Annotated in this window: 23 protein-coding genes; 9 read left to right on the top strand and 14 right to left on the bottom strand. The window is 59.8% G+C overall.

The genetic code is table 11. The features are described 5' to 3' along the window. Positions 1–28 precede the first annotated feature (28 nt). Positions 29–2,263 carry a DNA internalization-related competence protein ComEC/Rec2 gene (locus LOY36_RS07310; RefSeq protein WP_258672793.1) on the bottom strand — a complete coding sequence of 745 codons (2,235 nt, stop codon included), beginning with the start codon at positions 2,261–2,263 and terminating at the stop codon, positions 29–31. 136 nt (positions 2,264–2,399) lie between these two features. On the opposite strand from LOY36_RS07310, the gene LOY36_RS07305 reads away from it, so the two are divergent. Further along, a complete protein-coding gene (locus LOY36_RS07305; protein WP_205889459.1) occupies positions 2,400–2,921 on the top strand; it encodes a DUF2062 domain-containing protein in 522 nt (173 codons plus the stop codon). Between the two features lie 750 nt (positions 2,922–3,671). Here LOY36_RS07305 and LOY36_RS07300 read toward each other — a convergent pair. The 4 genes from LOY36_RS07300 to LOY36_RS07285 all read right to left on the bottom strand — a co-directional run bounded on the left by LOY36_RS07300 (position 3,672) and on the right by LOY36_RS07285 (position 6,841). Beyond that, the gene (locus LOY36_RS07300; protein ID WP_018926238.1) at positions 3,672–4,451 is read right to left on the bottom strand and encodes an ABC transporter permease; all 780 of its coding nucleotides are present in this window, start codon (positions 4,449–4,451) and stop codon (positions 3,672–3,674) included. Continuing rightward, on the bottom strand, positions 4,448–5,380 hold the full coding sequence (locus LOY36_RS07295) for an ABC transporter ATP-binding protein (protein ID WP_019650417.1): 933 nt from the start codon (positions 5,378–5,380) through the stop codon (positions 4,448–4,450). Before LOY36_RS07295 ends, LOY36_RS07300 begins: the two co-directional genes overlap by 4 nt. A 133-nt stretch (positions 5,381–5,513) precedes the next feature. Then, complete coding sequence (locus tag LOY36_RS07290; protein WP_258672792.1) at positions 5,514–6,137, bottom strand: glutathione S-transferase family protein; 624 nt, start codon at positions 6,135–6,137, stop codon at positions 5,514–5,516. 44 nt (positions 6,138–6,181) lie between these two features. After that, a complete protein-coding gene (locus LOY36_RS07285) occupies positions 6,182–6,841 on the bottom strand; it encodes a transglutaminase family protein (protein ID WP_258672790.1) in 660 nt (219 codons plus the stop codon). Between the two features lie 236 nt (positions 6,842–7,077). Between LOY36_RS07285 and LOY36_RS07280 the strand changes: the two genes are divergently transcribed. Then, a complete protein-coding gene (locus tag LOY36_RS07280; protein ID WP_258672788.1) occupies positions 7,078–9,534 on the top strand; it encodes an acyl-CoA dehydrogenase in 2,457 nt (818 codons plus the stop codon). Positions 9,535–9,642: 108 nt separating this feature from the next. Continuing rightward, positions 9,643–10,050 carry a PA2817 family protein gene (locus tag LOY36_RS07275; RefSeq protein ID WP_007938686.1) on the top strand — a complete coding sequence of 136 codons (408 nt, stop codon included), beginning with the start codon at positions 9,643–9,645 and terminating at the stop codon, positions 10,048–10,050. Between the two features lie 69 nt (positions 10,051–10,119). On the opposite strand, the gene LOY36_RS07270 is transcribed toward LOY36_RS07275, so the two are convergent. Next, complete coding sequence (locus LOY36_RS07270) at positions 10,120–11,118, bottom strand: LysR family transcriptional regulator (protein ID WP_258672784.1); 999 nt, start codon at positions 11,116–11,118, stop codon at positions 10,120–10,122. A 90-nt stretch (positions 11,119–11,208) separates the two neighbouring features. Between LOY36_RS07270 and LOY36_RS07265 the strand changes: the two genes are divergently transcribed. The 6 genes from LOY36_RS07265 (at position 11,209) to LOY36_RS07240 (ending at position 16,266) form a co-directional block, all read left to right on the top strand. Further along, positions 11,209–11,835, top strand: coding sequence for a hypothetical protein (locus LOY36_RS07265; RefSeq protein WP_018926244.1), 627 nt, complete (start codon positions 11,209–11,211; stop codon positions 11,833–11,835). A 92-nt stretch (positions 11,836–11,927) separates the two neighbouring features. Next, positions 11,928–12,698: a 2OG-Fe(II) oxygenase gene (locus tag LOY36_RS07260; RefSeq protein WP_192379515.1), complete on the top strand. Its 771-nt coding sequence runs from the start codon at positions 11,928–11,930 to the stop codon at positions 12,696–12,698. Between the two features lies 1 nt (position 12,699). Continuing rightward, a complete protein-coding gene (locus LOY36_RS07255; RefSeq protein WP_192350879.1) occupies positions 12,700–13,338 on the top strand; it encodes a LysE family translocator in 639 nt (212 codons plus the stop codon). A gap of 571 nt (positions 13,339–13,909) precedes the next feature. Then, entirely contained in the window at positions 13,910–15,139 is a 1,230-nt protein-coding gene (locus tag LOY36_RS07250; protein ID WP_258672782.1) for a type II and III secretion system protein family protein, read from the top strand. 122 nt (positions 15,140–15,261) lie between these two features. Beyond that, positions 15,262–15,975, top strand: coding sequence for a tetratricopeptide repeat protein (locus tag LOY36_RS07245; RefSeq protein ID WP_258672780.1), 714 nt, complete (start codon positions 15,262–15,264; stop codon positions 15,973–15,975). 18 nt (positions 15,976–15,993) lie between these two features. Continuing rightward, entirely contained in the window at positions 15,994–16,266 is a 273-nt protein-coding gene (locus LOY36_RS07240; RefSeq protein ID WP_258672779.1) for a DUF3613 domain-containing protein, read from the top strand. 539 nt (positions 16,267–16,805) lie between these two features. On the opposite strand, the gene LOY36_RS07235 is transcribed toward LOY36_RS07240, so the two are convergent. The 8 genes from LOY36_RS07235 to cpaB all read right to left on the bottom strand — a co-directional run bounded on the left by LOY36_RS07235 (position 16,806) and on the right by cpaB (position 24,651). Continuing rightward, positions 16,806–17,774, bottom strand: coding sequence for a type II secretion system F family protein (locus LOY36_RS07235; protein WP_258672778.1), 969 nt, complete (start codon positions 17,772–17,774; stop codon positions 16,806–16,808). A gap of 29 nt (positions 17,775–17,803) precedes the next feature. Continuing rightward, positions 17,804–18,790 (bottom strand): type II secretion system F family protein, encoded by a 987-nt coding sequence (locus LOY36_RS07230; RefSeq protein ID WP_258672777.1) that lies wholly within the window; start codon positions 18,788–18,790, stop codon positions 17,804–17,806. Beyond that, complete coding sequence (locus tag LOY36_RS07225) at positions 18,787–20,226, bottom strand: CpaF family protein (RefSeq protein WP_258672776.1); 1,440 nt, start codon at positions 20,224–20,226, stop codon at positions 18,787–18,789. The genes LOY36_RS07230 and LOY36_RS07225 overlap by 4 nt, the downstream gene beginning before the upstream one ends. A gap of 3 nt (positions 20,227–20,229) precedes the next feature. Continuing rightward, a complete protein-coding gene (locus LOY36_RS07220; RefSeq protein WP_258672775.1) occupies positions 20,230–21,450 on the bottom strand; it encodes an AAA family ATPase in 1,221 nt (406 codons plus the stop codon). Further along, positions 21,444–21,938, bottom strand: coding sequence for a TadE family protein (locus LOY36_RS07215; protein ID WP_111455152.1), 495 nt, complete (start codon positions 21,936–21,938; stop codon positions 21,444–21,446). Before LOY36_RS07215 ends, LOY36_RS07220 begins: the two co-directional genes overlap by 7 nt. Next, positions 21,938–22,417, bottom strand: coding sequence for a TadE/TadG family type IV pilus assembly protein (locus LOY36_RS07210; RefSeq protein ID WP_258672774.1), 480 nt, complete (start codon positions 22,415–22,417; stop codon positions 21,938–21,940). Before LOY36_RS07210 ends, LOY36_RS07215 begins: the two co-directional genes overlap by 1 nt. Before the next feature lie 8 nt (positions 22,418–22,425). Then, positions 22,426–23,769 (bottom strand): TadE/TadG family type IV pilus assembly protein, encoded by a 1,344-nt coding sequence (locus tag LOY36_RS07205; RefSeq protein WP_258672773.1) that lies wholly within the window; start codon positions 23,767–23,769, stop codon positions 22,426–22,428. A 75-nt stretch (positions 23,770–23,844) separates the two neighbouring features. After that, positions 23,845–24,651: a Flp pilus assembly protein CpaB gene (gene cpaB, locus LOY36_RS07200; RefSeq protein WP_018926257.1), complete on the bottom strand. Its 807-nt coding sequence runs from the start codon at positions 24,649–24,651 to the stop codon at positions 23,845–23,847. Between the last annotated feature and the right edge of the window lie 5 nt (positions 24,652–24,656).

The following is a 24,656-nucleotide window of genomic DNA, read 5'->3' as shown; positions in this document are numbered from 1 at the left end:
GCATCCGGTCGGGCTTTAATGACGCGGGCTACTGGCGCAATACTGGCGGATCGCGCCAGAAACGCCGTTCCTGAAGCATCGTCCAAGGTGGTTTGAAGCGCCCCAGTTGTAGACGAATGGCACCCTGCTCGGCACTGTCGTAGATCGCCATGCCACGCTTTTGATAACGCGCCACGACTGTGGGATGGGGATGACCGAAAGAATTACCGTTGCCACGGGAAATCAGTACCGCTTTAGGCTGCAGAGCGCTGAGCAACGCCATCGAAGATGAACTGCGACTGCCGTGGTGCGGGGCCTGCAACCAGTCCGTCGACACCGCCAATGGACTGTCGAGCAGCGCCCGCTCGGCCGCCGTATCGATATCGCCAGTCAGCAGCAACCGCTCACCGTTGGCTTCGACCTGCAGCACGCAGGATTTCTGATTGCTGTCACTGGCCGACGGCCACTGCCAGAGCTGGAACCGCACGTCGTCCCAGGTCCACTGTTGACCGCTCTCACAGCCCTCGGCATGTAACTCGTCCGGCAGGGCCAGTGGATCGCCACTCAGTACCCGCGTCACCGGCACACCGCTGGCAATCGCTCGCGCACCGCCGGCGTGATCGGCGTCGGCGTGGCTGATCAGCATCAGATCGAGTCCGTTCACCCCCAGTTTGCGCAACGATGGCAACACCACCCGCGCCCCAAGGTCGATATCGCCGAAACGCGGCCCGGCGTCATACAACAGAGTGTGATGGCGGGTGCGCACCAGGATGGCCAACCCTTGGCCGACATCCAGTTGCCAGACCTCGGCGACGCCTTCAGGCAGCGTGTGCCGGGGCGCAAAAACCAGCAACAGCAACATCGGCCAGCCCAGCGGGCGCAACGGCACGCCCGGTGGCAGTAACAGCAGAAATGCGCCCAGCGCGCCGAACGCCCAAACCCACAGCGGAACCGCCACCGGCACCCACGCGGGCAATTGCCCGGCCACCAACGCCAGCCCCTTGAACAAAAGGTCGATCAGACCGCCAGCCAACCACAGCAACCCCTCGCCCACATAAGGAACGGGCAACAGCAGCGTTCCGAGCAAGGCCGGCGGCAAGACCAGCAGGCTGATCCAGGGCACCGCCAGCAGATTGGCCAGCGGCCCGCTGAGACTGATCGGCAACCCCAGCACCAACAGCAGTGGGCACAGACCGATTGCGATCAGCCATTGGGCACGGGTCCAGGTTTGCCACCAACGCCACGGGCCCAATCGCCCGCCAAAGGTGAAAATCAGCACCGCTACCGCCGCAAAAGACAACCAGAAACCCGGTTGCAGACTTGCCAGCGGGTCCAGCAGCAAAACACCGTCAAGCGCCAGCAACAGCGGCCACCAGGCGCCGAGGTGACGAAACCGTAGCCGCCACAACAACAGCAGACCGATCATCAGGCAGGCCCGACGCACCGGCACCTCGAAACCGGCCAGCAACCCATAACCGAGCGCTGCCGCGAACGCCAGCCCACACGCCCATGGCAGCCACGGCAAGCGCCTGGGCCATAAGCCATAGCGCGCCAGCCCGGCGATCAGCAGATACACCAGCCCCGCCAGCAAACCAATGTGCTGCCCGGAAATCACCAACAAATGCACGGTGCCGGTGTCTTGCAGCACCTGCCAGTCCTCACGGCTGAGCCCGGCGCCGTCCCCCAGCACCAACGCCGTCAGCGCCCCCGTTCGCCCCTGCGCATCCACGGCCTGCAAACGCTGACGAATGCCGTCGCGCCAGGCCCACTGCGCTTGCCCCAGTCGCTGACCGTCCTTGACGGTCCCGGTGGCGCCAATACGTTGGGCCAGCAACCAGGCGTCGTAATCAAAACCATGGGGGTTGAGCAGCCCGGCAGGACGCTTCAATTTGACTGCCAGCCGCCACCGCTCGCCACTGTTGACGGGCGGCCCACCATACCAAGCCAGACGCAGGTGCCGGGGCAGTTGGGTGCGACGCGACTGACTGTCTGTCAGTTCGAAACGCACTACACCCTCGGCCTGCTGCGGCAAACCGGTGACACGACCTTCGACCCAGCGAGTCTCGCCATCGAGCTTCAGCACCAGGCGATCATCCAGCGCCCACTGCGCATTCGCACACGCCCAACTGAAACCGAACAACCAAAATGCCAGTGGAAAGGTTCGAAACGGCAGCAACATCAAACCCACTACCGGCAACAACAGCCACAACCCCGCCGGCGGCAATGCCGGTAAAAAACGCAGGGCCAGCAGACCCAACGCCAGCGCCATCATCCCTGTGCGCATAAGCCCTTCCTTGAGAGTCCCCTCCCTAGGCTTAGCCGTCGCGCCGCACAGGCGTCGTTAACAATTGTCACAAAGTCTGAATGGGCGGTTCGTAGAATCCAGACATACTTGCCGCCTTAACCGACCGAGAAGCCTTATGCCCCGGCGCTTATTCAAACGTTACATGCCAGACCCGACCAGCATCAGGGAACACAAATCCTTACGCTTTCTTGGCACCCTGCTGCATGACCCGAACCTCTGGCACCTCAATCGTCATTCCGTTGCTCGGGCCATGGCCGTTGGCCTGTTCGCGGCATTCCTGCCCATCCCGTTGCAAATGCTGTTGGCGGCCATCCTCGCCATCGTGGTGCGCGGCAACATGCCGATAGCGGTCAGCCTGGTCTGGCTGACCAACCCGATCACCATGCCGGCGGTGTTCTTCTGCACTTACCAGACCGGCGCCTGGCTGATGGACGTCCCCGCCAGGAGCTTGCCGGACGAGTTGACCTGGGAATGGATCAGCGGCGAGCTCTCGACTTTGTGGCAACCGTTTTTACTGGGCTCGGTGGTAACGGGGCTGGTGCTTGGAGCGTTGGCTTATTGTCTGGTGATGATGTATTGGCGCTGGTGGGTGAGTCGGCAGTGGGCACGGCGTAAGCGCAGCCGGATGCAAGAATGAAAAACGGCCTCCGCGTGGGAGGCCTTTTTTATATCGATAGTTTGATTGGGGACATATCCATTGCTGCGGTAACGGCGACTTATGGTTTCGCTCTTACAGCGAGTCACTTTCGAAAAGCGCGAAAGTAACCAAAGCGCTTTTGCCCCGCCATTCGGTGCCTCGCCTAGGCTCGGCATACCCTCACTCCGGCATTGCTCCGGGGGCCCGCCGCCATCGGCCATCCATGGCCGGGGGCGGCTACCGCGGCATCCCTGCCGCGGTGCCCCCTACGCAATACCTGCGTTCGGCCTCTGGGAAAGGGGCGGCAGATCCAAAGCCAAAGCCAAAGCCAAAGCAGAAGCAGAAGCCACAGCAAGATCAAAAGATCGCAGCCTCGCTTCGCTCGACAGCTCCTACAGGGAAGTGCGTGCACATGAGATCAGGCCGGCCGGTAGGCCGCCTCGCTTTTGATTTTGACTCACCGCCCCCTCGAGAGGCTGAGTGGAGGTTCTGCGCAGTGGGCAACCCGGCATGGATGCCGGGTTAGCCGCCCCCGGCCATGGATGGCCGATGGCGGCGGGCCCACGGAGCAGGACCGGAGCGAGGTCACCCTGAGCCTAGGCGAAGGGCCGAACGAAAGGGGCAAGAGCCCTTTGGTTACTTTGGGGCTTTTCCAAAGTGACCCGCCGTAAGGGCGGAACCCTAAGTAGCCATTACCGCAGCAACGGATATGTACACCAACAACACGTAACCTGACCCGCAGTGGAGGCGTCAGGTACGCATCCCACGCCCACTCACCAGCAGCCGCGCACAACCGATGTACAGCACAACAGTCGCTACCAGCATGAAGGCGATCGCCACGCTGATCTTGATGTCCGACACACCGAGGATGCCGTAACGGAAGGCGTTGACCATGTGCAGCACCGGGTTGGCCAGCGACACGGTCTGCCAGAACGGCGGCAGCAGGCTGATCGAGTAGAACACCCCGCCCAGGTACGTCAGCGGTGTCAGCACGAAGGTCGGGATGATCGAGATGTCATCGAAGTTGCGCGCAAATACCGCGTTGATGAAACCCAGCAACGAGAAGATCGTCGCCGTCAGCAGCACCACCAGGACGGTCACGCCCAGGTGATGCACCTGTAGCGTGGTGAAGAACAGCGACAGCAGCGTCACGATGAGCCCGACCATCAACCCGCGCAGCACGCCGCCCAGGGTATAGCCAATCAGAATGGTATGCGGTGACACCGGCGACACCATCAGTTCTTCGATGGAGCGCTGGAACTTGCTGCCAAAGAAACTCGATACCACGTTGCCGTAGGAGTTGGTGATCACCGACATCATGATCAGCCCCGGCACGATGTACTCCATGTACGTGAAGCCACCCATGCCGCCGATCTGCCGACCGATCAGATTGCCGAAGATCACAAAGTACAGAACCATGGTGATGGCTGGCGGCAGCAAGGTCTGCGGCCAGATCCGGGTGAAGCGCTTGACCTCACGATAAACGATGGTATTGAGGGCGACGAGGTTGGGTTGCAGCTCGGAACTCATACCGCCACCTTCGACAGATTTTTCTCCACCAGGGACACGAACAACTCCTCGAGGCGATTGGTTTTGTTACGCAGGCTCAACACTTCGATGTTCTGCTGCGCCAACTGGGTGAACAGCGCGGTAATGCCCATGGCCTTGTCGACCTGGACTTCCAGGGTATGACTGTCGATCAGTTTGGACGGGTAACCAAGCAACTGCGGTGCCACTTGCAAGGTGTTCTTCAGGTCCAGCAGGAACGTCTCGACATGCAGTTGGCTGAGCAACTGCTTCATGCTGGTGTTCTCGACAATGGTGCCATGGTCGATGATGCCGATGTTGCGGCACAACTGTTCAGCCTCTTCCAGGTAGTGGGTGGTGAGGATGATGGTGATGCCTTTCTTGTTCAGTTCGGTGAGGAAGGTCCACATCGAGCGACGCAATTCGATGTCCACCCCTGCCGTCGGTTCGTCGAGGATCAGCAGGCGTGGCTCGTGAACCAGCGCCCGGGCGATCATCAGTCGGCGCTTCATGCCGCCGGACAGGGAGCGTGACGGCACATCGCGCTTGTCCCACAAACCCAGTTGAGTCAGGTACTGCTCGGCGCGTTCCTTGGCGATTTTCGCCGGGATGCCGTAGTAACCGGCCTGGGTCACGACGATGTCGAAGGTCTTTTCGAACTGGTTGAAGTTGAATTCCTGGGGCACCACGCCGATGGAGCGCTTGAGCTGCGCAGGATTCTTGTCCAGGTCGTGACCGAAGATATTCACCGTGCCGCTGGTCTTGTTCACCAGGGTCGAGAGAATGCCGATGGTCGTGGATTTGCCGGCGCCGTTCGGGCCGAGCAAGGCGAAAAAGTCACCTTCGGCGACGTCCAGATCGATACCACTCAAGGCCTGGAAACCGTTGCCGTAGGTTTTGGTTAGCTGCCGGATGGACAGAGCGGAACTCATATCGGATTTACGCACCAGGAAGGGAAGAAAGGAATAAATAAGGGCGGGCGGCGAGCAATGCAACCGCGGCGCATGAGCGCAATGGTGCTTGTCGCCGCCACACAAGTACAGTCACGCGTGTTGATAGTGAGTATTAAGTCAACGCGGTCATGACGGCTTTGCGATAGGCCGGACGCTGTTTCAACCGTGCGTACCAGGCTTCTAGATGTGGCAGCGGCGCGCGCTCGATCGGCATCTCGAACCAGGCATAAATGAAGCTGCCCAAGGGAATGTCGCCCATGCCGATCTCTTCGCCCGACAGGTATGGTTTAACCGCCAGCGCTTGATCGGCCATCGACAGCAGCTCGTCGCACTCCTTGATCGCAGCCTTGATGGCCGGCCAGTCCTGCTGCTCTGGCGGGGTGCGCAACACGCCCCAGAACACCGTGCGAAACGGCGCGGCAAAACTTGAGGTGGTCCAGTCCATCCACTTTTCCGCCGAGGCACGGGCTTGCAGGTCCGTCGGATACCAGGCAGTGCCGCTGGCATGGCGAGCCATCAGGTAACGCACGATGGCGTTGGATTCCCACAGCACGAAGCCGTCGTCTTCGATCACCGGCACGCGACCGTTGGGATTCATCGCCCGGTACTCAGGCGTGTCGACCACGCCAAAGGCACCGCCGGCATCGATGGCTTCATAGGCCAGGCCCAGCTCTTCGGCGGCCCACAACGGTTTTCTGACATTCGACGAATTTTTCCGACCCCAGATCTTCAGCATGACCGCCTCCTTGTTGGATAAATGCGCAGGCAGCATACGCCGGATCAGGCACGACTCAAATCGCTATGCATGTCACCCAGTTGCAGCGGCAGCCGCTCGCCGAACAAATGCGGATAGCACTTTTCCAGGTGCTCGAAAAAGAACGCTTCAGGCACATCGGTGAACTGGCCGTGATCGACCAGGTACTCCATCAGCTGCTCGCCGTCGCGATTGAAGGGATGGAACACGCTGTCATTGATCCCGTCGAATTCCAGCGGCGCGACATTGAACAGTTCGCAGAGTTGTTGATTGAAAGCCGGCGTGGCTTTAACCCAATGCTCGTTCAAATAAAGCTCGGTGTAGCCGTGCATGGCGAACACATCGCTCTTGAGCAGTTCGAGCAGGCGCGGCGTCGACAGGTGATTGCGCACATCCGCCAGACCGATACGCGCCGGGATCCCGCAATGCCGAGCGCAACCTGCCAACAGCGTGGCTTTGGGCACGCAATAACTCTCCCCGGCCGACAGCGCATAGCTGCCGCGCAAGGTCTGCGGATCACGGCTGAAGGTGTAGGGGTTGTAGCGCACGGCCTCGCGCACTGCGTAATAGAGATTGATCGCTTGCTCCAGCGGATCGCGCCCGGCGCCACGGTATTTTTCGGCGAACTCCACCACCGAGGGATGGTCACTGTCGATGAAGCGGCCGGGACTCAGATACGCATGCATGGGAGCAATCTCCTGGGGAAGCCACGAGTCTAGCGACACCTTCAGCACAGAGATAACGACGTTTCGGCCAAATATCAGCGCTTGCCCGCCCTGTTGACGAGTCCTCCATCGAAATAACTGACGAAGTCCGGCCGTTTCGTCCTACAAGCTCAACCCGATCGCTCCGACCACCCACTTTTATGGATGCCGTCTAAGCTCTGAGAGTGGTTTTGCCCCTGGCTTCAGGAGAATTAATTATGCTGCTGTTGTGGATACTGGTTCTGGTGGTCGGGATTGCCTGGCTGGCACATCGTCGCACCGCGCCTCTGCCCGCTTTGGGCATCATCGCTGTCTATCTGCTGGCGATGGGCATCTTCAGACATGCGAGCCATGCCCCCGTCTGGCTGCTGCTGATTTTCTGGGCGATGCTTGCGGCTGTAGCGGCCTTCCTGTTACTGCCGGACCTGCGACGAAAACTGTTCACGGCGCCCATTTTCAACTGGTTTCAAAAAAACCTGCCCCCCATGTCGCAAACCGAGCGTGAAGCCATTGAAGCCGGCACGGTCTGGTGGGATGGCGAGCTGTTCAGCGGTCGTCCGGACTGGAACAAGCTGCTGGCCTATCCAAAAGCGCAGCTGAGCGAAGAGGAACAGGCGTTTATCGATGGCCCGACCGAAGAGCTCTGCGCGATGGTCACCGATTGGCAGATCAGCCAGTTGATGGACCTGCCGCCAAAGGCCTGGGACCACATCAAGCAGCATGGCTTTTTTGCCCTGATCATCCCCAAGGAATACGGCGGTAAAGGCTTCTCGGCTTATGCGCACTCCCAGATCGCGATGAAACTGGCGACCCGCAGCGGTGACCTGGCCTCCACCGTCATGGTGCCCAACTCCCTTGGCCCGGCGGAACTGCTGCTGCATTACGGCACCGACGAACAACGCAATCATTACCTGCCACGCCTGGCCCGCGGCGACGATATCCCCTGCTTTGCCCTGACAGGCCCGATGGCGGGCTCCAACGTCGGGGGGATGACCGACACCGGGGTGATTTGCAAAGGTGAATGGGAAGGCCAGGAAACCCTCGGCCTGCGCCTGAACTGGGAAAAACGCTACATCACCCTCGGTCCGGTGGCGACCTTGATCGGCCTGGCCTTCAAGGCCTATGACCCGGATCATCTATTGGGTGACAAAGTCGACCTGGGGATCAGTCTCGCATTGATTCCAACCCAGACCCCCGGTGTAGAAATCGGCCGCCGTCACTTGCCGCTGGGCGCCGCCTTCATGAACGGCCCGAACGCTGGCAAGGATGTGTTCATACCGCTGGAATTCATCATCGGCGGTCAGGAGATGCTCGGCGAAGGCTGGATGATGCTGATGAACTGCTTGTCGGTCGGGCGTTCCATTTCGCTGCCTGCCATCGGTACCGCCGCGGGCAAGTTCAGCAGCCTGGTGACGGGCCAATATGCGCAGGTTCGCGAGCAATTCAACGCACCGCTGTCAGCCTTCGAAGGGATTCAGGAAGCACTGGCGCGGATCGGCGGCAGTACCTGGCTGATGGACAGCGCGCGGATGCTCACCGCCAACGCCGTCGACCTCGGCGAAAAGCCGTCGGTGCCCTCCGCCATCATCAAATACCACCTCTCCGAACGCGGTCGCGAGTGCATCAGTCACGCCATGGATGTTCACGGCGGCAAGGCCATCATCATGGGACCGAACAACTATCTCGCGCGTAGCTGGCAAGGTGCGCCCATTTCCGTCACGGTCGAAGGTGCGAACATCCTGACACGCAACCTGATGATCTTCGGCCAGGGCGCTATTCGCTGCCATCCGTTCGTGCTCAAGGAAATGGCCCTTGTCCACCGCGAAGACAAACAACAGGCGTTGATCGAATTCGACGCCCTGCTGCTCAAACACATTGGTTTTGCCGTGAGCAACGCCGCCAGCACCCTGGTGCTGAACCTTGGCTTCGGGCATTTCGAACACATGCCCGGAGACAAGCTCAGCCAACGCTACGTGCGCGCCCTCAACCGTCAGGCCGCGGCTTTTGCCATGCTTGCAGACCAATGCATGATGCTGCTGGGCGGCGAACTGAAACGCCGCGAACGCTTGTCCGCACGTCTGGGCGATGTGCTCAGCTACCTGTATCTGGCCTCCGCCGCGCTCAAGCGATATCACGATCTCGATTCGCCGGAGCATATGCGTCCGTTGTTCGCCTGGGCGATGGAAGAGAGCCTCGGCCAGTCCGAGCGTGCGCTGGACGAACTGCTGACCAACTTTCCGAACAAGGTACTCGGCTGCTTGCTGCGGGTACTGGTGTTCCCGTTCGGTCGCCGGCACAGAGGCCCGTCGGACAGACTGGCGGCCAAAGTCGCAGCAGTGCTCGGCCGCGCCAAGGGCGACCCGACCCTTGAGGAGTTATTGGCGGGCTGCTATCGCCCGCAATCGACAGAGGATCCGGTCGGCGCCCTGCAGCACGCCTGCGACTTGCTGAACGCCGCCAAACCGCTACAGAAAAAACTCAACACGGCGCTGAGAAGTCGCCAGGTCAAACCCACTGTCGGGGAGTCGGTCATCGATGCCGCACTGGAGGCTGGCGTCTTGCAACCGGTTGAAGCCGAGACCTTGCGTGAGGTGGAGGTGGCGCGGCGCAAGGTGATCGACGTCGATGATTTCGATAAAGAGGTGCTGGTGCTGGGCAAGGGCAAGGTCCGCTAATCCAGAGGACCGTGTGTCGCCTTACCATCATGGGGCGCTTTACCCTGTGAAAAAGGGGCGCGGGAGCTTTATACTCCTGCGCCCGTTTTGCTCTTGAGGACTTATCTCGTGTCCAATGTCGTTGCCGATCATCTCGTCTTGCTCGACCACCTGCGCAGTATCCTGGTCGCCGTAGGTGAGGCCGAACAGGTTCCCGAAGAAAGCCATGCCTTGTTCCTGGAGCGCTTCGACGAACTGCGTGCGTTGCTGCCGGTCGACCCGATCGAAAGCCAATACCTGGGCCAGGACATCCTGTGCCAGATCATCACCCGCTACCCACAAATCGCCCACCTGGTGCCGCGCGATCTGCTGTGGTACTTCGCCGGTGACTGCCTGCACTACATGCCCGATGATGAAATCGACCTGTACCAGGCGCTGGAAGAACGTCGCTTCGAAGCCGAACAGAACGATGAACCGTTCGACTGGAATCAGGAAAAACAGCTGCTGGCGATGTCGAACCAGGACAGCAAGCACTGATCTCCAATCAGTAACGCAAAAGGCCCGCATGGTTAATCATGCGGGCCTTTTTTGTTGGCCGGGTAAAGATCAAAACAACCCATCACTCTCCGGCAACTCATACGCTGCTGCGCCCTTGCCCATCGCGCTTGGCTTGCCCGGCTTGCTCAAGGTCGGCTCTTTTTCCAGGCATTCCACCAGATAGTCGATGAATACCCGTAACTTGGGCGGCAGATAGCGGGTGGGCGAATGCAGCAGCCAGGCGCCTCCGTGGTAGGACGCCAGAAAGGTCCAGTCCGGCAACACCTGCACAATCAGCCCCTGTTCCAGCGCATAACGGGCGGTGAAGTACGGCAGGCTACCGATCCCGATGTGTTGCAATACCGCGCCCAATCGCACGCCCGTGTGATTGGCGGCGTAACGTCCGCGCACGCCGACGGTCACCGCTTTGCTGCCTTTCTTGAACTTCCAGCGCGCATCGCTCGGGGTTTCGCCCAGATAGATGCAGCTGTGATTGAGCAAGTCGTGGGGATGAGTCGGTGTGCCGTGCTCGGCCAGGTACTGCGGCGTGGCGCAGAGCAAATGGTCGATGGTCAGCAATTGGCGCCCCACCAGCCCCGCAGGGGGCCGATCGGTAATACGGATGGCCAGGTCGACGTTGTCATCGATCAAATCCACCTGGCGGTCCTCGAGCAACAACTCCACATCCACTTTGGGATAACGCCGCAGAAACTCCGGCATATGCGGATGAATCACAAATCGCCCGACAGCCTTGGGCACGCTGACGCGCACCAGCCCTTCCGCTTCCTGGGTGAACTGACCGCTGATTTCCATCACCGACTTCGCCGCGCTGACCATCTCCTGGCAGCGCTTGAACACCTCTTCGCCTCCGTCGCTCAGGCGCAGCTTGCGCGTGGTTCGTTGCAACAAACGCGTGGCAAGCGCCTTCTCCAGCCGCGAAATGCTGCGACTCACCGCCGAGGGGGAAGACCCCAACTGACGCGCCGCTTCGGAGAAACTGCCGGTTTCGACAACCTTGACGAAAATCGCCATTTCACCGAGCAGCGGCAGGGGAAGATTTATGCTCACAGCGCAACAGTCCTTTGATGGTTGAACGGATTATCACGCAATTCCACGGTTCATATAATAAAAATAGAAACTTTAATAAGGGCATGGAATATGACGCTTCGCCTCTTTTTCCATAGTGATGACCTCAGGGCCAACGTGGAAGTCCTGGATTGCACGCCCTATGAGAACGAGTTCGCCGTGGTGCTGCGCGCCACTCTGTTTCATCCCCAGGGCGGCGGACAACCCTGTGATACCGGCTGGATCGGCGAAAGCCAGGTGCTGCGCGTGGTGCAGGAAACGGAGCGGATCATCCATTTCGTCGACCACCCGGTAAAACTCGGCATGATCCAGATTCGGGTCGACGAGCAACGCCGCCAGTTCAATACGCGCATGCATTCGGCGGGGCACCTGATCGGTCACTTTGTTCAGGCCATGGGCTGGATGCCGATCAAGGCTCATCACTGGCCGGATGAAGGACGTGTGCAATTCAAACCGGGCGATGGCGCACAGGAGGTTGATGCCCAGACGATTCAGCACGGCATCAAGCAATGGATCGCCCATGATCTGCCACGCTTGACGTCGTTGCGCGAAGGCGCCCGTGAAATCGGTTTCGGTGAGCTGCCCGCCTACGGCTGCGGCGGCACCCATGTACGTAGCCTGAAGGATTTGGGCAAGGTCACGATCGCTTCCCTTTCGCAGAAAAAGGGAACGCTGTCAGTCCACTACCACGTGGATTGAGCTTTTGGGCGATGTCGACCCCGTCATCGCCTGACGCCGGAGGAGCCTGCGTTCGCGGGCTCTGTTGACTATCTGATAGATGGACCTAAGACATGATGCTTGACGTCGAGCGTCTCGATGAGACGTGCATAAAAAAACTGGCCAACGAAGAAGTCCTCGCCATCCGCGTCAGAGGCTTGTTGCCTCGACCACTGGCGATCCAGATCGGCGACAAGATCCTCGCCCCCGGCTTCGAAGGCTACATCAACGCACCGAGCATCGGTCGCATCGGCATGGCGTTTTATGAAGCGGAAAACCAGCCACTGCTGATCGAAGACTATTTCGAGCGCGCCACCAGCAACATCGCCGAATTGCGCAGCCGTTGCGCGCCCTACTCCTCACCTGTCGACACCCTGCGCTGCATGCTCGATGAGTCCTGGCCGGCGGGGGCGCATCTGGAAAATCTCTATGGCCGCAAGATGTATGTGGGGCTATCGCGCGTGGTCAAACCCGGCGTGTGCTTCCTTGCCCATCACGACATTTTCGCCAAGGACGCCCCGGACAGCTTCCAGGCCAGAAGCCTGGAAGCGCAGTTCGCCTGCAATGTTTACCTGAACATGCCGACCGAGGGCGGCGCGTTGCAGATGTGGGACCACGACATTTCCCCTGACCAGTTCGACGAGATGCGTGGCGACAGTTACGGCATCGATCCGGCCTTGCTCGGCCCTCCGACCCTGGAGATTCGCCCTGAGCCGGGTGATTTCATCATGTTCAATTCACGCCGCATGCACTCGGTGACGCCGGGTGTGGACGATCCGCGATTGAGCCTTTCTTTCTTTGTCGGCTATCGCGGCAATGCTTCCCCCCTGACTTTCTGGAGTTGAGATGTTTTCGAATTACCTGGGCGAGTTTCTGGCGCTGGCTACCATCCATTTTCTGGCCGTGGTAGCTCCCGGGCCGGACTTCGCCGTGACCATCCGCCAAAGCGTGCGTTTCGGGCGCTTAGTGGGCATCTGCACGGCGCTGGGCATCGGCGCGGGCATTTCCGTGCATGTGCTGTACACCTTGCTCGGCGTCGGCGCATTGATGCACACCACGCCTTGGCTATTGACGGTGGCCAAGGTGATCGGGGGGGCCTACATTTTGTACCTCGGTGTGAGCCTGTTGCGCAGCAAACCCAAAGTGGCGATTGAAGGCGACAACGGCGCGGCAGCGTCAACTGAGCAACAGACGTTGTTCAAGGCTTTCAGCACCGGGTTTCTGACCAACGCCACCAACCCCAAGGCAACGCTGTTCTTCCTGGCGATTTTCACCACCATCATCAGCGCTACGACACCGCTGCAGATTCAAGCGCTATACGGGTTGTGGATGTGTTTCGTGAACGCCTTGTGGTTCGTGATCGTGGCCCTGTTCTTTTCCAGCGCCCGGGTGCGACTGCTGTTCATGCGCATGGGCCACTGGTTCGAAAGAACCATGGGGGTGATCCTCATTCTGTTCGCAGGACGCCTGATTTTGTCCATGTAAGTCCTGCCGCCTTGGTCGCCTCGTAGAACAGCATTTTTTGCGGCTCCAACGCCAGCAACACGGCTATCTCCACACTCTGCCCTTAAAGTTTTGTTTTAAATCATGGCGCTTTGCTTTGTTTGAACTACCTTCAAACAAGAAGAAGTCATAACGGTTTGAATTTTGACGTTTAGGTTCAGAGATCAGATAGCGAATTGGCAAAAGGAGTTACCTCACTATGATCCTGACAGGCGTTTTCCGGCGCAGAGCTGTGGTTGCCGGTTGCTTTTTAGGGGAGTCAGGTTGGCGGGAAGTGCCGCCTATAACCGCGATGGTTGTCGAGCCTGAGCCTGTTGCTCGGGTCGGCAGCCCAGGTATCTGGATCACTAAAAGCCGTTTTAGAAGGTCGCTCGCTGTTCATTCGGATCAGCGTATTGCACCTGCTTGCGTGTAGCACCAAGGAATATTGCCGGGGGCATTAATCGTTAGTGGTGAGTGCTCTGGCGAGGTTGAGGGTCGACTCAGGCCCCTTGTAGTGATCCGAGGCAACCCGTTTGCCTTGTAGATGGCCTATTCAGCGAGGATGCACTTAATGAGCTATCGTACCGTGCCCGCTTTCAAGCGAATTATCCATGGCCTGTTCTGGATGGGCCTCAGCGTGGACGCGGCTCAGGCCGCGGCGGCCAATTGTTCGCAGATGGACAGTATGCCGACAACGTTCGAGGTCGGTCAGGGGCTTCAGAGTGAACTGCGCACTCCGGTTCCGGTGACGCAACTGGCCGTGGGTGACCCGAAAATTGCCGATGTGCAACCCAGCGGCAACAACCCCAGCGCCTTCATACTCACCGGTCTGACACCGGGGGCCACCAGCCTGATGGTCTGGACTTCCTGTTCGAAAACACCACGCCAAAGCATGGTGTTCGTCAAGGGCCGGGCCACCTCGGCGCTGACCAGCGTGTCGACCGGACCTACCGAAGACCCGCTGCTGCCAAGCCAGGTGCAAACCGATATTCGCTTCGTTGAAGTCAGCCGGACCAAACTCAAGGAAGCCTCAGCGTCTATTTTCGGCACCCGCGGCAACTTCCTGTTCGGCTCGCCGAGAACCTTGCCCACCATTGGCGGCGTCGTCACGCCATCAGTGCCTGTGGACAACGGCATGTTCAACCTCAACTTTGCTACCGGCAATACCCTGGTGGCGATCAACGCGCTGGAAGGCAGCGGTTTCGCCTACACCCTGGCGCGGCCAAGCCTGGTGGCGCTCAGCGGGCAGAGTGCGAGCTTCCTGGCCGGCGGTGAAGTACCGATTCCGGTGCCCAGTTCGGGCAGCGATAACATCTCCATCGAGTACAAGGAGTTCGGTATCCGCCTGACCCTGACGCCAACCATCATCGAGAAAAACCGTATCGCCCTGAAGGTGGCGCCGGAAGTCAGTGAACTGGACTTCACCAACGCCGTCAGCATCGCCGGCACCATAGTTCCGGCGCTGACCATACGCCGTACCGACACCAGCATCTCCCTGGCCGACGGCGAAAGCTTCGTCATCAGCGGCCTGATCAGCACTCGCAACAATTCCCAGGTGAACAAATTCCCGGGGCTGGGCGATATCCCGATTCTGGGCGCGTTCTTCCGCGATAACTCTATCAACCGTGAAGAACGCGAACTGCTGATGATCGTCACCCCGCATCTGGTCCAGCCCCTGGCTGCCAATGCACAACTGCCGTCGTTGCCTGGCGAGCAGCTGCGCAATTACGACCCGAACTTCTACCGCATGTTCTTCCTCGAAAATGGTGATTTCGACAGCAAGACCGGGCTCTCGCAATGAACCGGAGCCAGACGCTGAACCGGGCTTTCGCCCTCACTCTTAACGGTGACCTTGAGCGCTTGGCGGGCCAGCTGTATTGCCATTGGCCAGGCGTTCAACGTGTTGTAGCCAGAGGACACTCGATGAAAGCAGTCATTGCAATAACGGCGACATTGATGCTCGCAGGTTGTGCCACCAACGGTATTGTTTCGCGACCGGGCAGTTGTGCCAAACCCGCTTCGGAGCAAGAGTTGGCCCTGAACCTTGCCGACAACATGGCCAACGAAGGCCGTTTGTACGCCAGCCTGGCGAACCTGGAAGGTTTGCCCGATGACCTGGTCCAGGTTCGCCTGCGCAAGGCGCGGGTGCTGCGCTTGATGGGGCGTAAAGATGCGGAGCCGTTGTATCAAAGCCTGCTCGGCACCTGTCTGGCCGCTGAAGGGGAACATGGCCTGGGCCAGTTGGCCGCGGCCAAAAATGATAACGCCAGCGCCACCACTCACCTTGAGCGTGCGGTGAAGATGGCCCCCACCGACGACAAGATGCGCAATGACCTGGGGGTCGTCTACCTCAATCAGCGACGGATCCCTGAAGCACGCTTCGAGTTCATGACGGCCATGGAACTCAAGCAGGCGGATTCACTGGCGGCACTCAACATGGTGACGCTGTTGATCTATCAGGATAACTGGAAGGCGGCTGCCGAACTCGCGAACCGCGCCAGCTTGAGTCCCCAGCAAGTTGCAGAGGCTCAAACACGAGCGGAAAAACTCAAGGCCTCTGCCAAAAAAGCGGTGGCTTCGGAGGGGAATCGCAAGGCTGAGGTAGCCGATGCCTCAGCCGGCGCTGCGATCAAGTAGAACGTACGAGGAGTCGAGATGAATACCAAAAGGCTGTTGATTGTGTGCATGGCTTGCCTGTCCACCAGTGCCTGGGCTATTGAGCCAGGTCCCTCCTCGGTACCGCAAAAAGGCACCGAACAGTGGATGCAGCTACAGATTCGTGGTGTGGTTGCCTCCCCTTTTCGACAAACTGCATCGGTCACTGAGCGTGACCTGTCCTTCCAGCGCTGGCTGAACAGCTTCACCTACCCGATCCCGATGTTCTTTGAGCAAAAGGCTGGGGGGAAAATGACCTCCAGCAGCAACTGAGGGACGTCAATGGATGATCAACCTCTGGCATCGTCCAGAGTAGCCTGGCTAAAACGCCAGGCTTAATCACGCCTGCAGGAAAGTATTGGCATCTACACATTTTCCAATGCTGGCAGAGTTTCCCCGCAGGAGCGTAATGCTGTTCACTTAAGCAATTTCAGCCGCGACGCATTCCTTGTAGCAGCTGCCGAAGGCTGCGTTCGGCTGCGCAGCAGTCGTAAAGTCAGGCACTGCGGTCCGTCAGGCACACCGTGCATTCAGGGTTTACGACTGCTTCGCAGCCGAACGCAGCCTCGCGAGCTCGGCAGCTGCTACAGATCGCATTACGGCTTAAGTGAACAACATTGCCCGGAGCGAAGCTTGCCCGCGAAGAGGCTGTCATATCCGCCTTCTATGCTGGCAGACAGATTGCTTTCGCGGGCAAGTCGGATCGCCGCACCGCTTACTCCTACGGGGGATGTGCAGATCTTGGGAGGGGAAGTACAGATCAGGTTCGGGTGGCAAGGCCATCTGATTCGACAGCCCCCCACCCGATTCTCTTACATATTTCCGAATGCTTTCATTACGCCAATCATGGCCGGGCCGATGGCGACCAGAAAGAAGCTTGGCCACAGGCAGAAAATCAGTGGGAATATCAGCTTGGTGCCGATTTTCGCCCCCGCCTCTTCGGCAGCCTGCGTACGCCGATCACGGAATTCATCGGCATAGATGCGCAGGGTGTCGGCCACGCTGGTACCAAAGCGAATACTCTGCGCCAACAGGCTGACCAACCCTTGCACATCCTCCAGACCGGTGCGTATGGCCAGTTGTTTGAGCGCCTCGGTACTGGTGATGCCCGCGCGGATCTGCGCATTGACCAGGGCCAGCTCTTCAGCCAGTTCAACATGACTGACCGACATCTCTTCAGCCACCCGTTCAATGGTCGTGGGCAGTGACAGGCCTGACTCCACGCAGACCACCATCAGATCCAGCGCATCTGGAAACGCGATACGCAGCCGGTTTTGACGCGCCTGCTTACGCTTGGCGACATACAGCGCTGGCAGCAACCATCCGATACCGGCCACCATGACCACCAACAACAGCCCCACAGCCAGGGAAACCTTGGGAATCAGCGGCAACAGCAACAACGCAAGGCCAACCATCAACAGCGGTAACATCAAGCGCACCGCCCAATACATCTGTACCGCCGAAGAGGAGCGGTACCCCGCATGAGTCAACAAAGTCTGGGTAACTGACGCCTGGGCCGACTCAGCCGAGGCAAAGCGCTGGCCGACCCGCTCCAGCAACAGCTGCAGATTACTCGGCGCCTCCTGACCAGCCGCATTGCCCAAATGACCACGCTTGATCAGCGCCAGACGACGCTGTACCGGGTCCTGGAGACCCAGCATCAGCAACATCAAGGCGACGACCGCAAGCACCGTACTCAAACCGATCGCGCCAAGGAACAACAGGCGCGCTACTTCCTCGTTCCCCGTGAACCGACTGAACAACCCGAGTAAAAAGTCCATGACCTGTACCTCCCGGTAGCGAATATCGCTTAAACCTGAATCCGGATGATTTTTCGTATCCAGAAAATCCCGATCAACATGGCGCAGAAAGCCCCGATGATCAGCTTGTGGCCTATGGGATCATTGAGCAGCACAGGCATGTAGCTGGGGCTTGTGAGCACGATCGCAATCGCCAGCACAAAGGGAATCGCCACCAGCACCCAGGCCGACATGCGCCCTTCCGCCGACAGGGTTTTGATCTTGCGCTGAAAGCGGAAACGCCCACGGATCAACCGACTCAGACGCTCCAGCACTTCGGTCAGATTACCGCCGGTCTCGCGGTGGATGAGGATCGAAGTCACCAGCATCATCACCGTCATGCTGGGCATGCGCTCCAGCAGGCCGAGCATGGCCCGGCGAACATCGTTGCCATAGTTGATGTCGGCAAAGGTCAGGCCGAACTCATGAGCGACCGGCCCCTTGTGCTCCTCGGCGACCAGACGCAGGGTTTCGTTGAACGGGTGCCCGGCGCGCAAGGCCCGGCACATGGCATCCAGCGCATCCGGCAGGCCTTCCTCAAACGCGTTGAAACGTTTGCTCCGGTCACGAGAAACTTTCAACAGCGGTAACCAGAACACCCCGAAACCCGCCAACAGCGCCATCCACCAGACTGTCGAGACCATCCAGATCGAGATGCCCGCACACACGCCCAGGAACAGCCCAAGCAAGATCACCCGGTAAGCACGATATTCATGGCCGGCCTGCTCGATCATCTGTGTCAGGCTCGCCATGAACGGCAACTGCTCGAGCATGGCCTCCAGTGGCGACAAACGCGTCAGGTATTTCTGCCGCAACACCGTCTGCATGTTGGGCAAATTGTTGGCTTTTTCCAGTACATGCAAACGGCCGCGGATGCGCTTGCGCATCTTGCCCGCTTCGCCGAACACCGGCACCACCACGCCCTGGGACAAGAGGAACACGGCGATAAACACCATGCCCAGGAACATCACAATGAATTCAGCAGGAATATGGCTCATGGCTGCCGTGCCTCCATCCATTCAGGCCTGAACATCGTCAGCGGCAACTCGATGCCGCGTTTGGCCAGCACATCGCGGAAGGCCGGGATCATGCCGCTGGGGCGATAATCGCCAAGCACTTCACCGTTTTCACCCATGCCCTGGCGCGCAAAGGAGAAAATTTCGGTCATGGTGATGATCTCGCCTTCCATGCCGTTGATCTCTTGCACGCTGACCAGCCGGCGCTTGCCGTCCTCCTGACGTTCCAGCTGGATCACCACATCGATGGCCGACGCGATCTGCTGACGCATGGCCTTGATCGGGAAGGTCGCCCCGCTCATCGACACCATGTTCTCGACTCGCCCCAACGCATCGCGCGCGGTGTTGGCGTGGATCGTGGTCAACGAACCGTCATGGCCGGTGTTCATGGCCGTCAGCATGTCCAGCGCCTCGGCGCCGCGCACTTCGCCGATCACAATGCGGTCCGGGCGCATCCGCAAACTGTTGCGCACCAACTCCCGTTGACTCACCTCGCCACGCCCCTCGATGTTCGAAGGCCTGGTTTCCAGACGCACCACGTGGGGCTGCTGCAATTGCAGTTCGGCCGAGTCTTCGATGGTGACGATCCGCTCGTTGTGCGGGATGAAACTGGACAGCACGTTGAGCATGGTGGTCTTGCCGCTACCGGTACCGCCGGAAATCAGCACGTTCAGGCGCCCGCGGACAATCGCCTTGAGCAGCAGCGCAATGGCCGGGGTCAACGTGCCCACCTGAATCAGGCTGTCGGTGTTGAGCAAGTCCACCGCAAAACGGCGAATCGACATGCTCGGGCCGTCGATGGCCAGCGGCGGGATAATCGCGTTGACCCGCGAACCGTCCTTGAGCCGGGCGTCCACCAATGGCGAGGACTCGTCGATACGCCGACCCAGGCTGGACACGATGCGATCGATGATGTTCAGCAAATGCTGATCATCGCGAAAGCGCACATCGGTCCTTTGCAGTTTGCCGAAGCGCTCGACATAGACCGAGGCGAAACCGTTGACCAGAATGTCGGACACGCTGTGATCGGCCAGCAACGGTTCCAGGGGCCCCAGGCCGAGCACTTCGTCGGTGATCTGCTTGATGATCAACTGGCGGCTCGTGGTACTCACCGGTGCCGAATGCTCGTCGAGCAGGCGCTGGCAAATATCACGGATCTGCCGTGAGGCCTCGGCCTGTTCAAGGGAGTCCAGCAACGACAGGTCCATGACCTTGAGCAATTGCTGGTAGATTTTTTCCCGCCATTCGGCTTCCACCGGAGTGACCTGGCTTCTGGTTTCGTAAAGAACGTCCGGTGTTGCACGCTCCCACGCCATTATTTCCTCTGCCGGATCCAGCAGGTCGTCGCCCTGAGCAGCTGACGATGCAGCGTTTTTACCGGACTGTTTGCGCAAGCGGTTACGAAAGTCGCTGATCATGGGTCATCCCCCGAAAAAACGGTTGAAGGCGCGTTTGAGTAAGCCTTTGTTCCCGGCCACCTGTTGACCGACCAGGTCCTCGGTCATGTCGCGCAGGGCGGTAGTAATCGCGGCCCTCGGCGCATGCAGCCCCAACGGCACGCCAGTGTTCTGACTCTGGCTGACCAGGTTGAAGTCGTTGGGTAATTTCGACAGATTGGTGCAGCGCAGTGCCTCGCCGATATCCTTGAGGCTGATCGCTGCGGCCTTGTCATAGCGGTTGACCACGATCTGCAACTGATCGCCGCGCACGCCCAGGTCGTCGCGAAGGATCCGCACCAGGGAGCTGGCATCGCGCAGATGACTGACGCTCTGCTGCACCACCACGTACACCCGATCCACCTGTTCCAGCACGGAGCCGGTGAGGTGGTCGATTTGCCGCGGCAGGTCGATCACCACCCAGTCGTAGCTGGCGCGGGCCAGTTGCAACAGGGTGTCAAGTTGCTCGGGTTGGGCATCCTGCGGCAGGCACAGCTCACCGGCCCGACCACCCAGCACATGCAAGGTGGGACTGAAGTGGCTGCAAAAACCGCGTAGCGCGACACTGTCCATGCCATCGATCTGATGCAACACCTCGAGATGGCTGTGCGTCTGCGCCACATCCAGGTAATGCGTCACGCTGCCGAATTGCAGGTCCATATCCAGCAGCAGGGTACTGCCGCCCTTGACGCTGAGCTGTTGAGCCAGATTGCAGGCCAGCAAGGTTCCGCCGGAGCCACCCTTGGCGCTCATCACGGCGATCAATTTGCCTTCAACCCCGCTGCCGGTTCGAACCTCCATGACCAGGCGATTCAAGGCTGCAACCAGTTCTGTCTCGGCGATAGGCTCCGGCAGCACGTCACGGGCGCCGGCCTGCATCGCCAGACGCATGCCTTCCTGCTCGCTCAGCAGGCCGCACACCAACATCGGTGGACGCTCATGGGCCGGACGCTGCAACAGCGCCGCCAATTCTTCGCGCCACAGATGGCTGACGCGTAGCAGCAACAGATCGGGCATGCGGTCCAGACCGTAGAGTGGGTCAACATGCCCATTGCTCACCAGGCGAGTGCTCACCTCCAGGCAGGGCATGCGCTGGCAGACGCTCTGCAGATCGCGCAACGAGGTGGCATCACGACTGCTGATCAGCAACCGCAGCCCGGTCTTGCCGGTCGAGCTGGAGAGCGGGGTGTCCTTTGTATTCAGCATGGTGTGATCTCCCCGGAATCGGAATGACGCCCGAGGCTTTCGCGTGGCAAGGTTGCCTTGAATGCAGGCAAGGTAATGGGCACGCCTAACCCGGGAATAAACAGATTGAAAACGAAGCCTTGCAGACTCAACTGGACATAGCGGATGGCACGAAAACCAGTGGCGCTGACCAGGTCGCCGGGATTGGCCACCACAGCACCGTTGACGTCCAGATAGGTCAGCGTCAGGTTGGTGGTGGCCAGGCTCGTGATCAGCTGGCTCGTGCCGGCGTCGGTCGAGGCGTTGAAGATCGCCCGCCGCAACACCACCGGATCGCTGATGTTGCACACCGCCGCCAGACGCGCACCACGCCGCGCGGCTTCATCCAGCGCACTGACCGTGAAGTACAGGCGGCCCATTTCCACCACGCCGAACAACAGGATGAACACCAGCATGCCGATGAAGGCGAACTCCACGACATAGGTGCCGTGCATGCGTTTTTTATTCATCACAGCACCCTCATGACAGTGGTGGCAACCAACGGAATGGCCAGCGCAAACTGCCCACCGATAAGACCAGGGAACGTGCCGACACAATTGCCACTGCCGATCACCGGGCAGAAGCTGTAGGTGATGGTGACTCGCACATGGTCGGTGCCCACCGCGGCGACCGCGACGTTCGCGGTCGTCAACCCTGACACCACAGCGCTGCCGGCAGCGCTGGGCACGCCATAGACCGCGACGTTTTTCGTCTGGGTCAGCAGCGTATTGCTCAGAGCGATAGCACCGAGCGTCGAGTCCCAGGCCTGGCTGGCGACAAAACGGTCAGCATCACGGCTGGCCTGCAGCAGGACGTTGTACTGATAGAGCATGCGGCCGAATTCGCCGAGGCTCAGTAACAACAGGAGCAACAACGGCAGGACGAGGGTGAATTCCACCAATGCCACGCCTTGCTGAGCCTGTGGTCGCTTGAATGAGTGAAGTCCCATGACGCCTCCTACGAGTCTGTGCTCGGAGTGCCAGTGCCGCTGCCAATATAGGTTTTGTAGAGTTGAATGATCTGCGGGCCGACATCGGTGGACGGCGAGGGGCCGGCTACGTTGTCGCCTGTACACTCCTTCACAAACTGGCCGAAGATCTGCGATTCCGTGCCGCCGTTGCTCATGGGCTGCACCACGAAATAGCAACCAAAACCCAGGACCGGCACCGAGGTTGTACCCCCCTGTTTACCGGTGCAGTCGCCCACCACGATTTTCAGCATCCGACGCTCGAACACCCCACCGCTCTGACAGCCGCTGCCGGTCCCGGCCACACACGCGGCAGTGCTCGCACGCCAGTCGTTGTAGTCCAGTATCGCGTTGGCGCCCGCCGTGAGATTGCCGCCGCTCGATGTGACGGTTTGCCCCTTGTACATCTTTTGTCCCGTTGCATCGTCGTATGTGATCGCGGGGGTGCTGGACGTGGTTACCAGGTCTGGCGGGTAGTCCGAGGCACTGACCGGGCCGTTGTAGATGCCGAAGCGCGTATTCAACCCCTGAGAGGTAGGACCGACCTTGTTGCCAGGGGCGGTCTGGACGTTTTGCCCGACGTTTCGGCAAACCGTACCACCTCCGGCCAGGTCATCCCTGACTGTACTGCCGCCCGAGCCAAAGTCGAGCAACTGAAAGTTGCCTGGGCCAATGGGAGATGAATTGCCGGCAGCCGTCTTCAACACCTGTAAATCACCAAACTGGAACCCCCAGAACACGCCCGCGGCCGGGTTGTATTTAGTCGGGTCACCACAGACCATCAATGGTGCAAGATCACAGGGGCTGGTAGGGCTGGGGCCGGCGGTGGCGATCGCCGCCACGGCCTTGTTCCCAAGGCCCGCAGTGCCTAACGTCTGAACGAAGCTCCAGAAAAAACCTGTCAGTTGATAGCTCGGTACCGATACCCGAACGTACTTGGCATTTGCCGGCCCGGGATAGGAGAACGGGCCATAGACGCTGCTGGAGAGTTCCACCGTCGCAAATGCGCCTGGGTTGCCGGCGACCGCCGTTGCCAATTCGGTGTTGCCCGTGGCATTGGCATTTTGCGTCAGCGTATTGAGCGCGGCAGTGCGTGTCGCGCTGGCCATGTTGGCAGCACCTGCCACCTCAAGCAGTGTTTTGGCGCCACTCAGGGCGGCGGCATCCACAGCGTTTTGCAGGCGCGTCTTGTTCAACATCATGTGCCCGCCGTCCAGAGCCAACGCCGCTATCATGGAAATCGCCGCCAAGGCGATCACCATCAGTACGCTCACCGCTCCTCCCTGGCGCCTTGGCGTCGCAGTGAACGGCCGCTGGATACGAAGATTCATCATCAAGCCCTCGTTTGCCGATACTGATCCGGATCGGCTCCGCCAATACCTTGGTGCACAGGCACCCCTACCGCTCTGTCAACGAACTTTCACTAAACTGGTCTGGATCCCGCGAATGATGGTGACAGCCCCGCCACCCTCGGCACGGTGCACCACGCGTTTTTGCACTGGGGCAGCGGCCACAACCATGGGGGCCTGTGCAGCAGGCGCGGCGGTCACGATTTTTTTCTCGGAGTTCAGCGGATTGCGCAGCGCCAGTTGCAGCTTGCCTTCCGTTTGCGCCGTGACCAGGGTTTCAGCCTCGGCGGCCGTCATCTCCAGCGTCACTGCGCGCACCACCACCGGTTGGGTCTTGTCGGTACCCGCCGTCTGGTCCACCGCCAACACCCGCAAGTTCTCGAGGATGGTCCTGGACACGGCGCTGTTGCTGCCGGCACTGGTGGTTTTGGTCGCCAGTACATCGACCCGGTTACCTGGCAGGAGGAATCCGCCCACACCCACCACGTCGTCCACGCGTACCGAAATGGCACGTTTGTCTGTGGCAATCAGAGAGGCCAGGGTACTGCCGCCCAGGTGTTCGCTCAGGCGTGCGCTGCGCATGACGTCGCCACGCAAGATGTCGAACGTTGCGATCTTACCCACGGCCTTGTCGCTGGAGTCGAGAGCATCGTCCGGGATCGTGTCCATCGGCATGCGTACGGTCGTGACCTGTTGGGCCTCGACCATCTGCCCGAATGGAATCTCTACCGTGGCAACCACCACGCTTCGAAGATGGTCATCCGGAGTGGCATTGAGCCGCGCGCTCAGCCAGGAGTCGGCCATCCATGCAGCCCCAAGGCCCATGACCAGGGAAACGCCTATCAGGGAAACAGTACGAGAGCTCATGTCAG

The sequence above is a fragment of the Pseudomonas sp. B21-019 genome (assembly GCF_024749225.1).
Taxonomy (GTDB): Bacteria; Pseudomonadota; Gammaproteobacteria; order Pseudomonadales; family Pseudomonadaceae; genus Aquipseudomonas.
This window is presented reverse-complemented; position numbering and strand designations above follow the sequence as displayed.

Excerpts from the sequence above, each read along its gene's own strand:
- LOY36_RS07310 (WP_258672793.1), bottom strand. The coding sequence starts at position 2,263 with ATGCGCACAGGGATGATGGCGCTGGCGTTGGGTCTGCTGGCCCTGCGT.
- LOY36_RS07305 (WP_205889459.1), top strand. The coding sequence starts at position 2,400 with ATGCCCCGGCGCTTATTCAAACGTTACATGCCAGACCCGACCAGCATC.
- LOY36_RS07300 (WP_018926238.1), bottom strand. The coding sequence starts at position 4,451 with ATGAGTTCCGAGCTGCAACCCAACCTCGTCGCCCTCAATACCATCGTT.
- LOY36_RS07295 (WP_019650417.1), bottom strand. The coding sequence starts at position 5,380 with ATGAGTTCCGCTCTGTCCATCCGGCAGCTAACCAAAACCTACGGCAAC.
- LOY36_RS07290 (WP_258672792.1), bottom strand. The coding sequence starts at position 6,137 with ATGCTGAAGATCTGGGGTCGGAAAAATTCGTCGAATGTCAGAAAACCG.
- LOY36_RS07285 (WP_258672790.1), bottom strand. The coding sequence starts at position 6,841 with ATGCATGCGTATCTGAGTCCCGGCCGCTTCATCGACAGTGACCATCCC.
- LOY36_RS07280 (WP_258672788.1), top strand. The coding sequence starts at position 7,078 with ATGCTGCTGTTGTGGATACTGGTTCTGGTGGTCGGGATTGCCTGGCTG.
- LOY36_RS07265 (WP_018926244.1), top strand. The coding sequence starts at position 11,209 with ATGACGCTTCGCCTCTTTTTCCATAGTGATGACCTCAGGGCCAACGTG.
- LOY36_RS07260 (WP_192379515.1), top strand. The coding sequence starts at position 11,928 with ATGATGCTTGACGTCGAGCGTCTCGATGAGACGTGCATAAAAAAACTG.
- LOY36_RS07255 (WP_192350879.1), top strand. The coding sequence starts at position 12,700 with ATGTTTTCGAATTACCTGGGCGAGTTTCTGGCGCTGGCTACCATCCAT.
- LOY36_RS07250 (WP_258672782.1), top strand. The coding sequence starts at position 13,910 with ATGAGCTATCGTACCGTGCCCGCTTTCAAGCGAATTATCCATGGCCTG.
- LOY36_RS07245 (WP_258672780.1), top strand. The coding sequence starts at position 15,262 with ATGAAAGCAGTCATTGCAATAACGGCGACATTGATGCTCGCAGGTTGT.
- LOY36_RS07240 (WP_258672779.1), top strand. The coding sequence starts at position 15,994 with ATGAATACCAAAAGGCTGTTGATTGTGTGCATGGCTTGCCTGTCCACC.
- LOY36_RS07235 (WP_258672778.1), bottom strand. The coding sequence starts at position 17,774 with ATGGACTTTTTACTCGGGTTGTTCAGTCGGTTCACGGGGAACGAGGAA.
- LOY36_RS07230 (WP_258672777.1), bottom strand. The coding sequence starts at position 18,790 with ATGAGCCATATTCCTGCTGAATTCATTGTGATGTTCCTGGGCATGGTG.
- LOY36_RS07225 (WP_258672776.1), bottom strand. The coding sequence starts at position 20,226 with ATGATCAGCGACTTTCGTAACCGCTTGCGCAAACAGTCCGGTAAAAAC.
- LOY36_RS07220 (WP_258672775.1), bottom strand. The coding sequence starts at position 21,450 with ATGCTGAATACAAAGGACACCCCGCTCTCCAGCTCGACCGGCAAGACC.
- LOY36_RS07215 (WP_111455152.1), bottom strand. The coding sequence starts at position 21,938 with ATGAATAAAAAACGCATGCACGGCACCTATGTCGTGGAGTTCGCCTTC.
- LOY36_RS07210 (WP_258672774.1), bottom strand. The coding sequence starts at position 22,417 with ATGGGACTTCACTCATTCAAGCGACCACAGGCTCAGCAAGGCGTGGCA.
- LOY36_RS07205 (WP_258672773.1), bottom strand. The coding sequence starts at position 23,769 with ATGATGAATCTTCGTATCCAGCGGCCGTTCACTGCGACGCCAAGGCGC.
- cpaB (WP_018926257.1), bottom strand. The coding sequence starts at position 24,651 with ATGAGCTCTCGTACTGTTTCCCTGATAGGCGTTTCCCTGGTCATGGGC.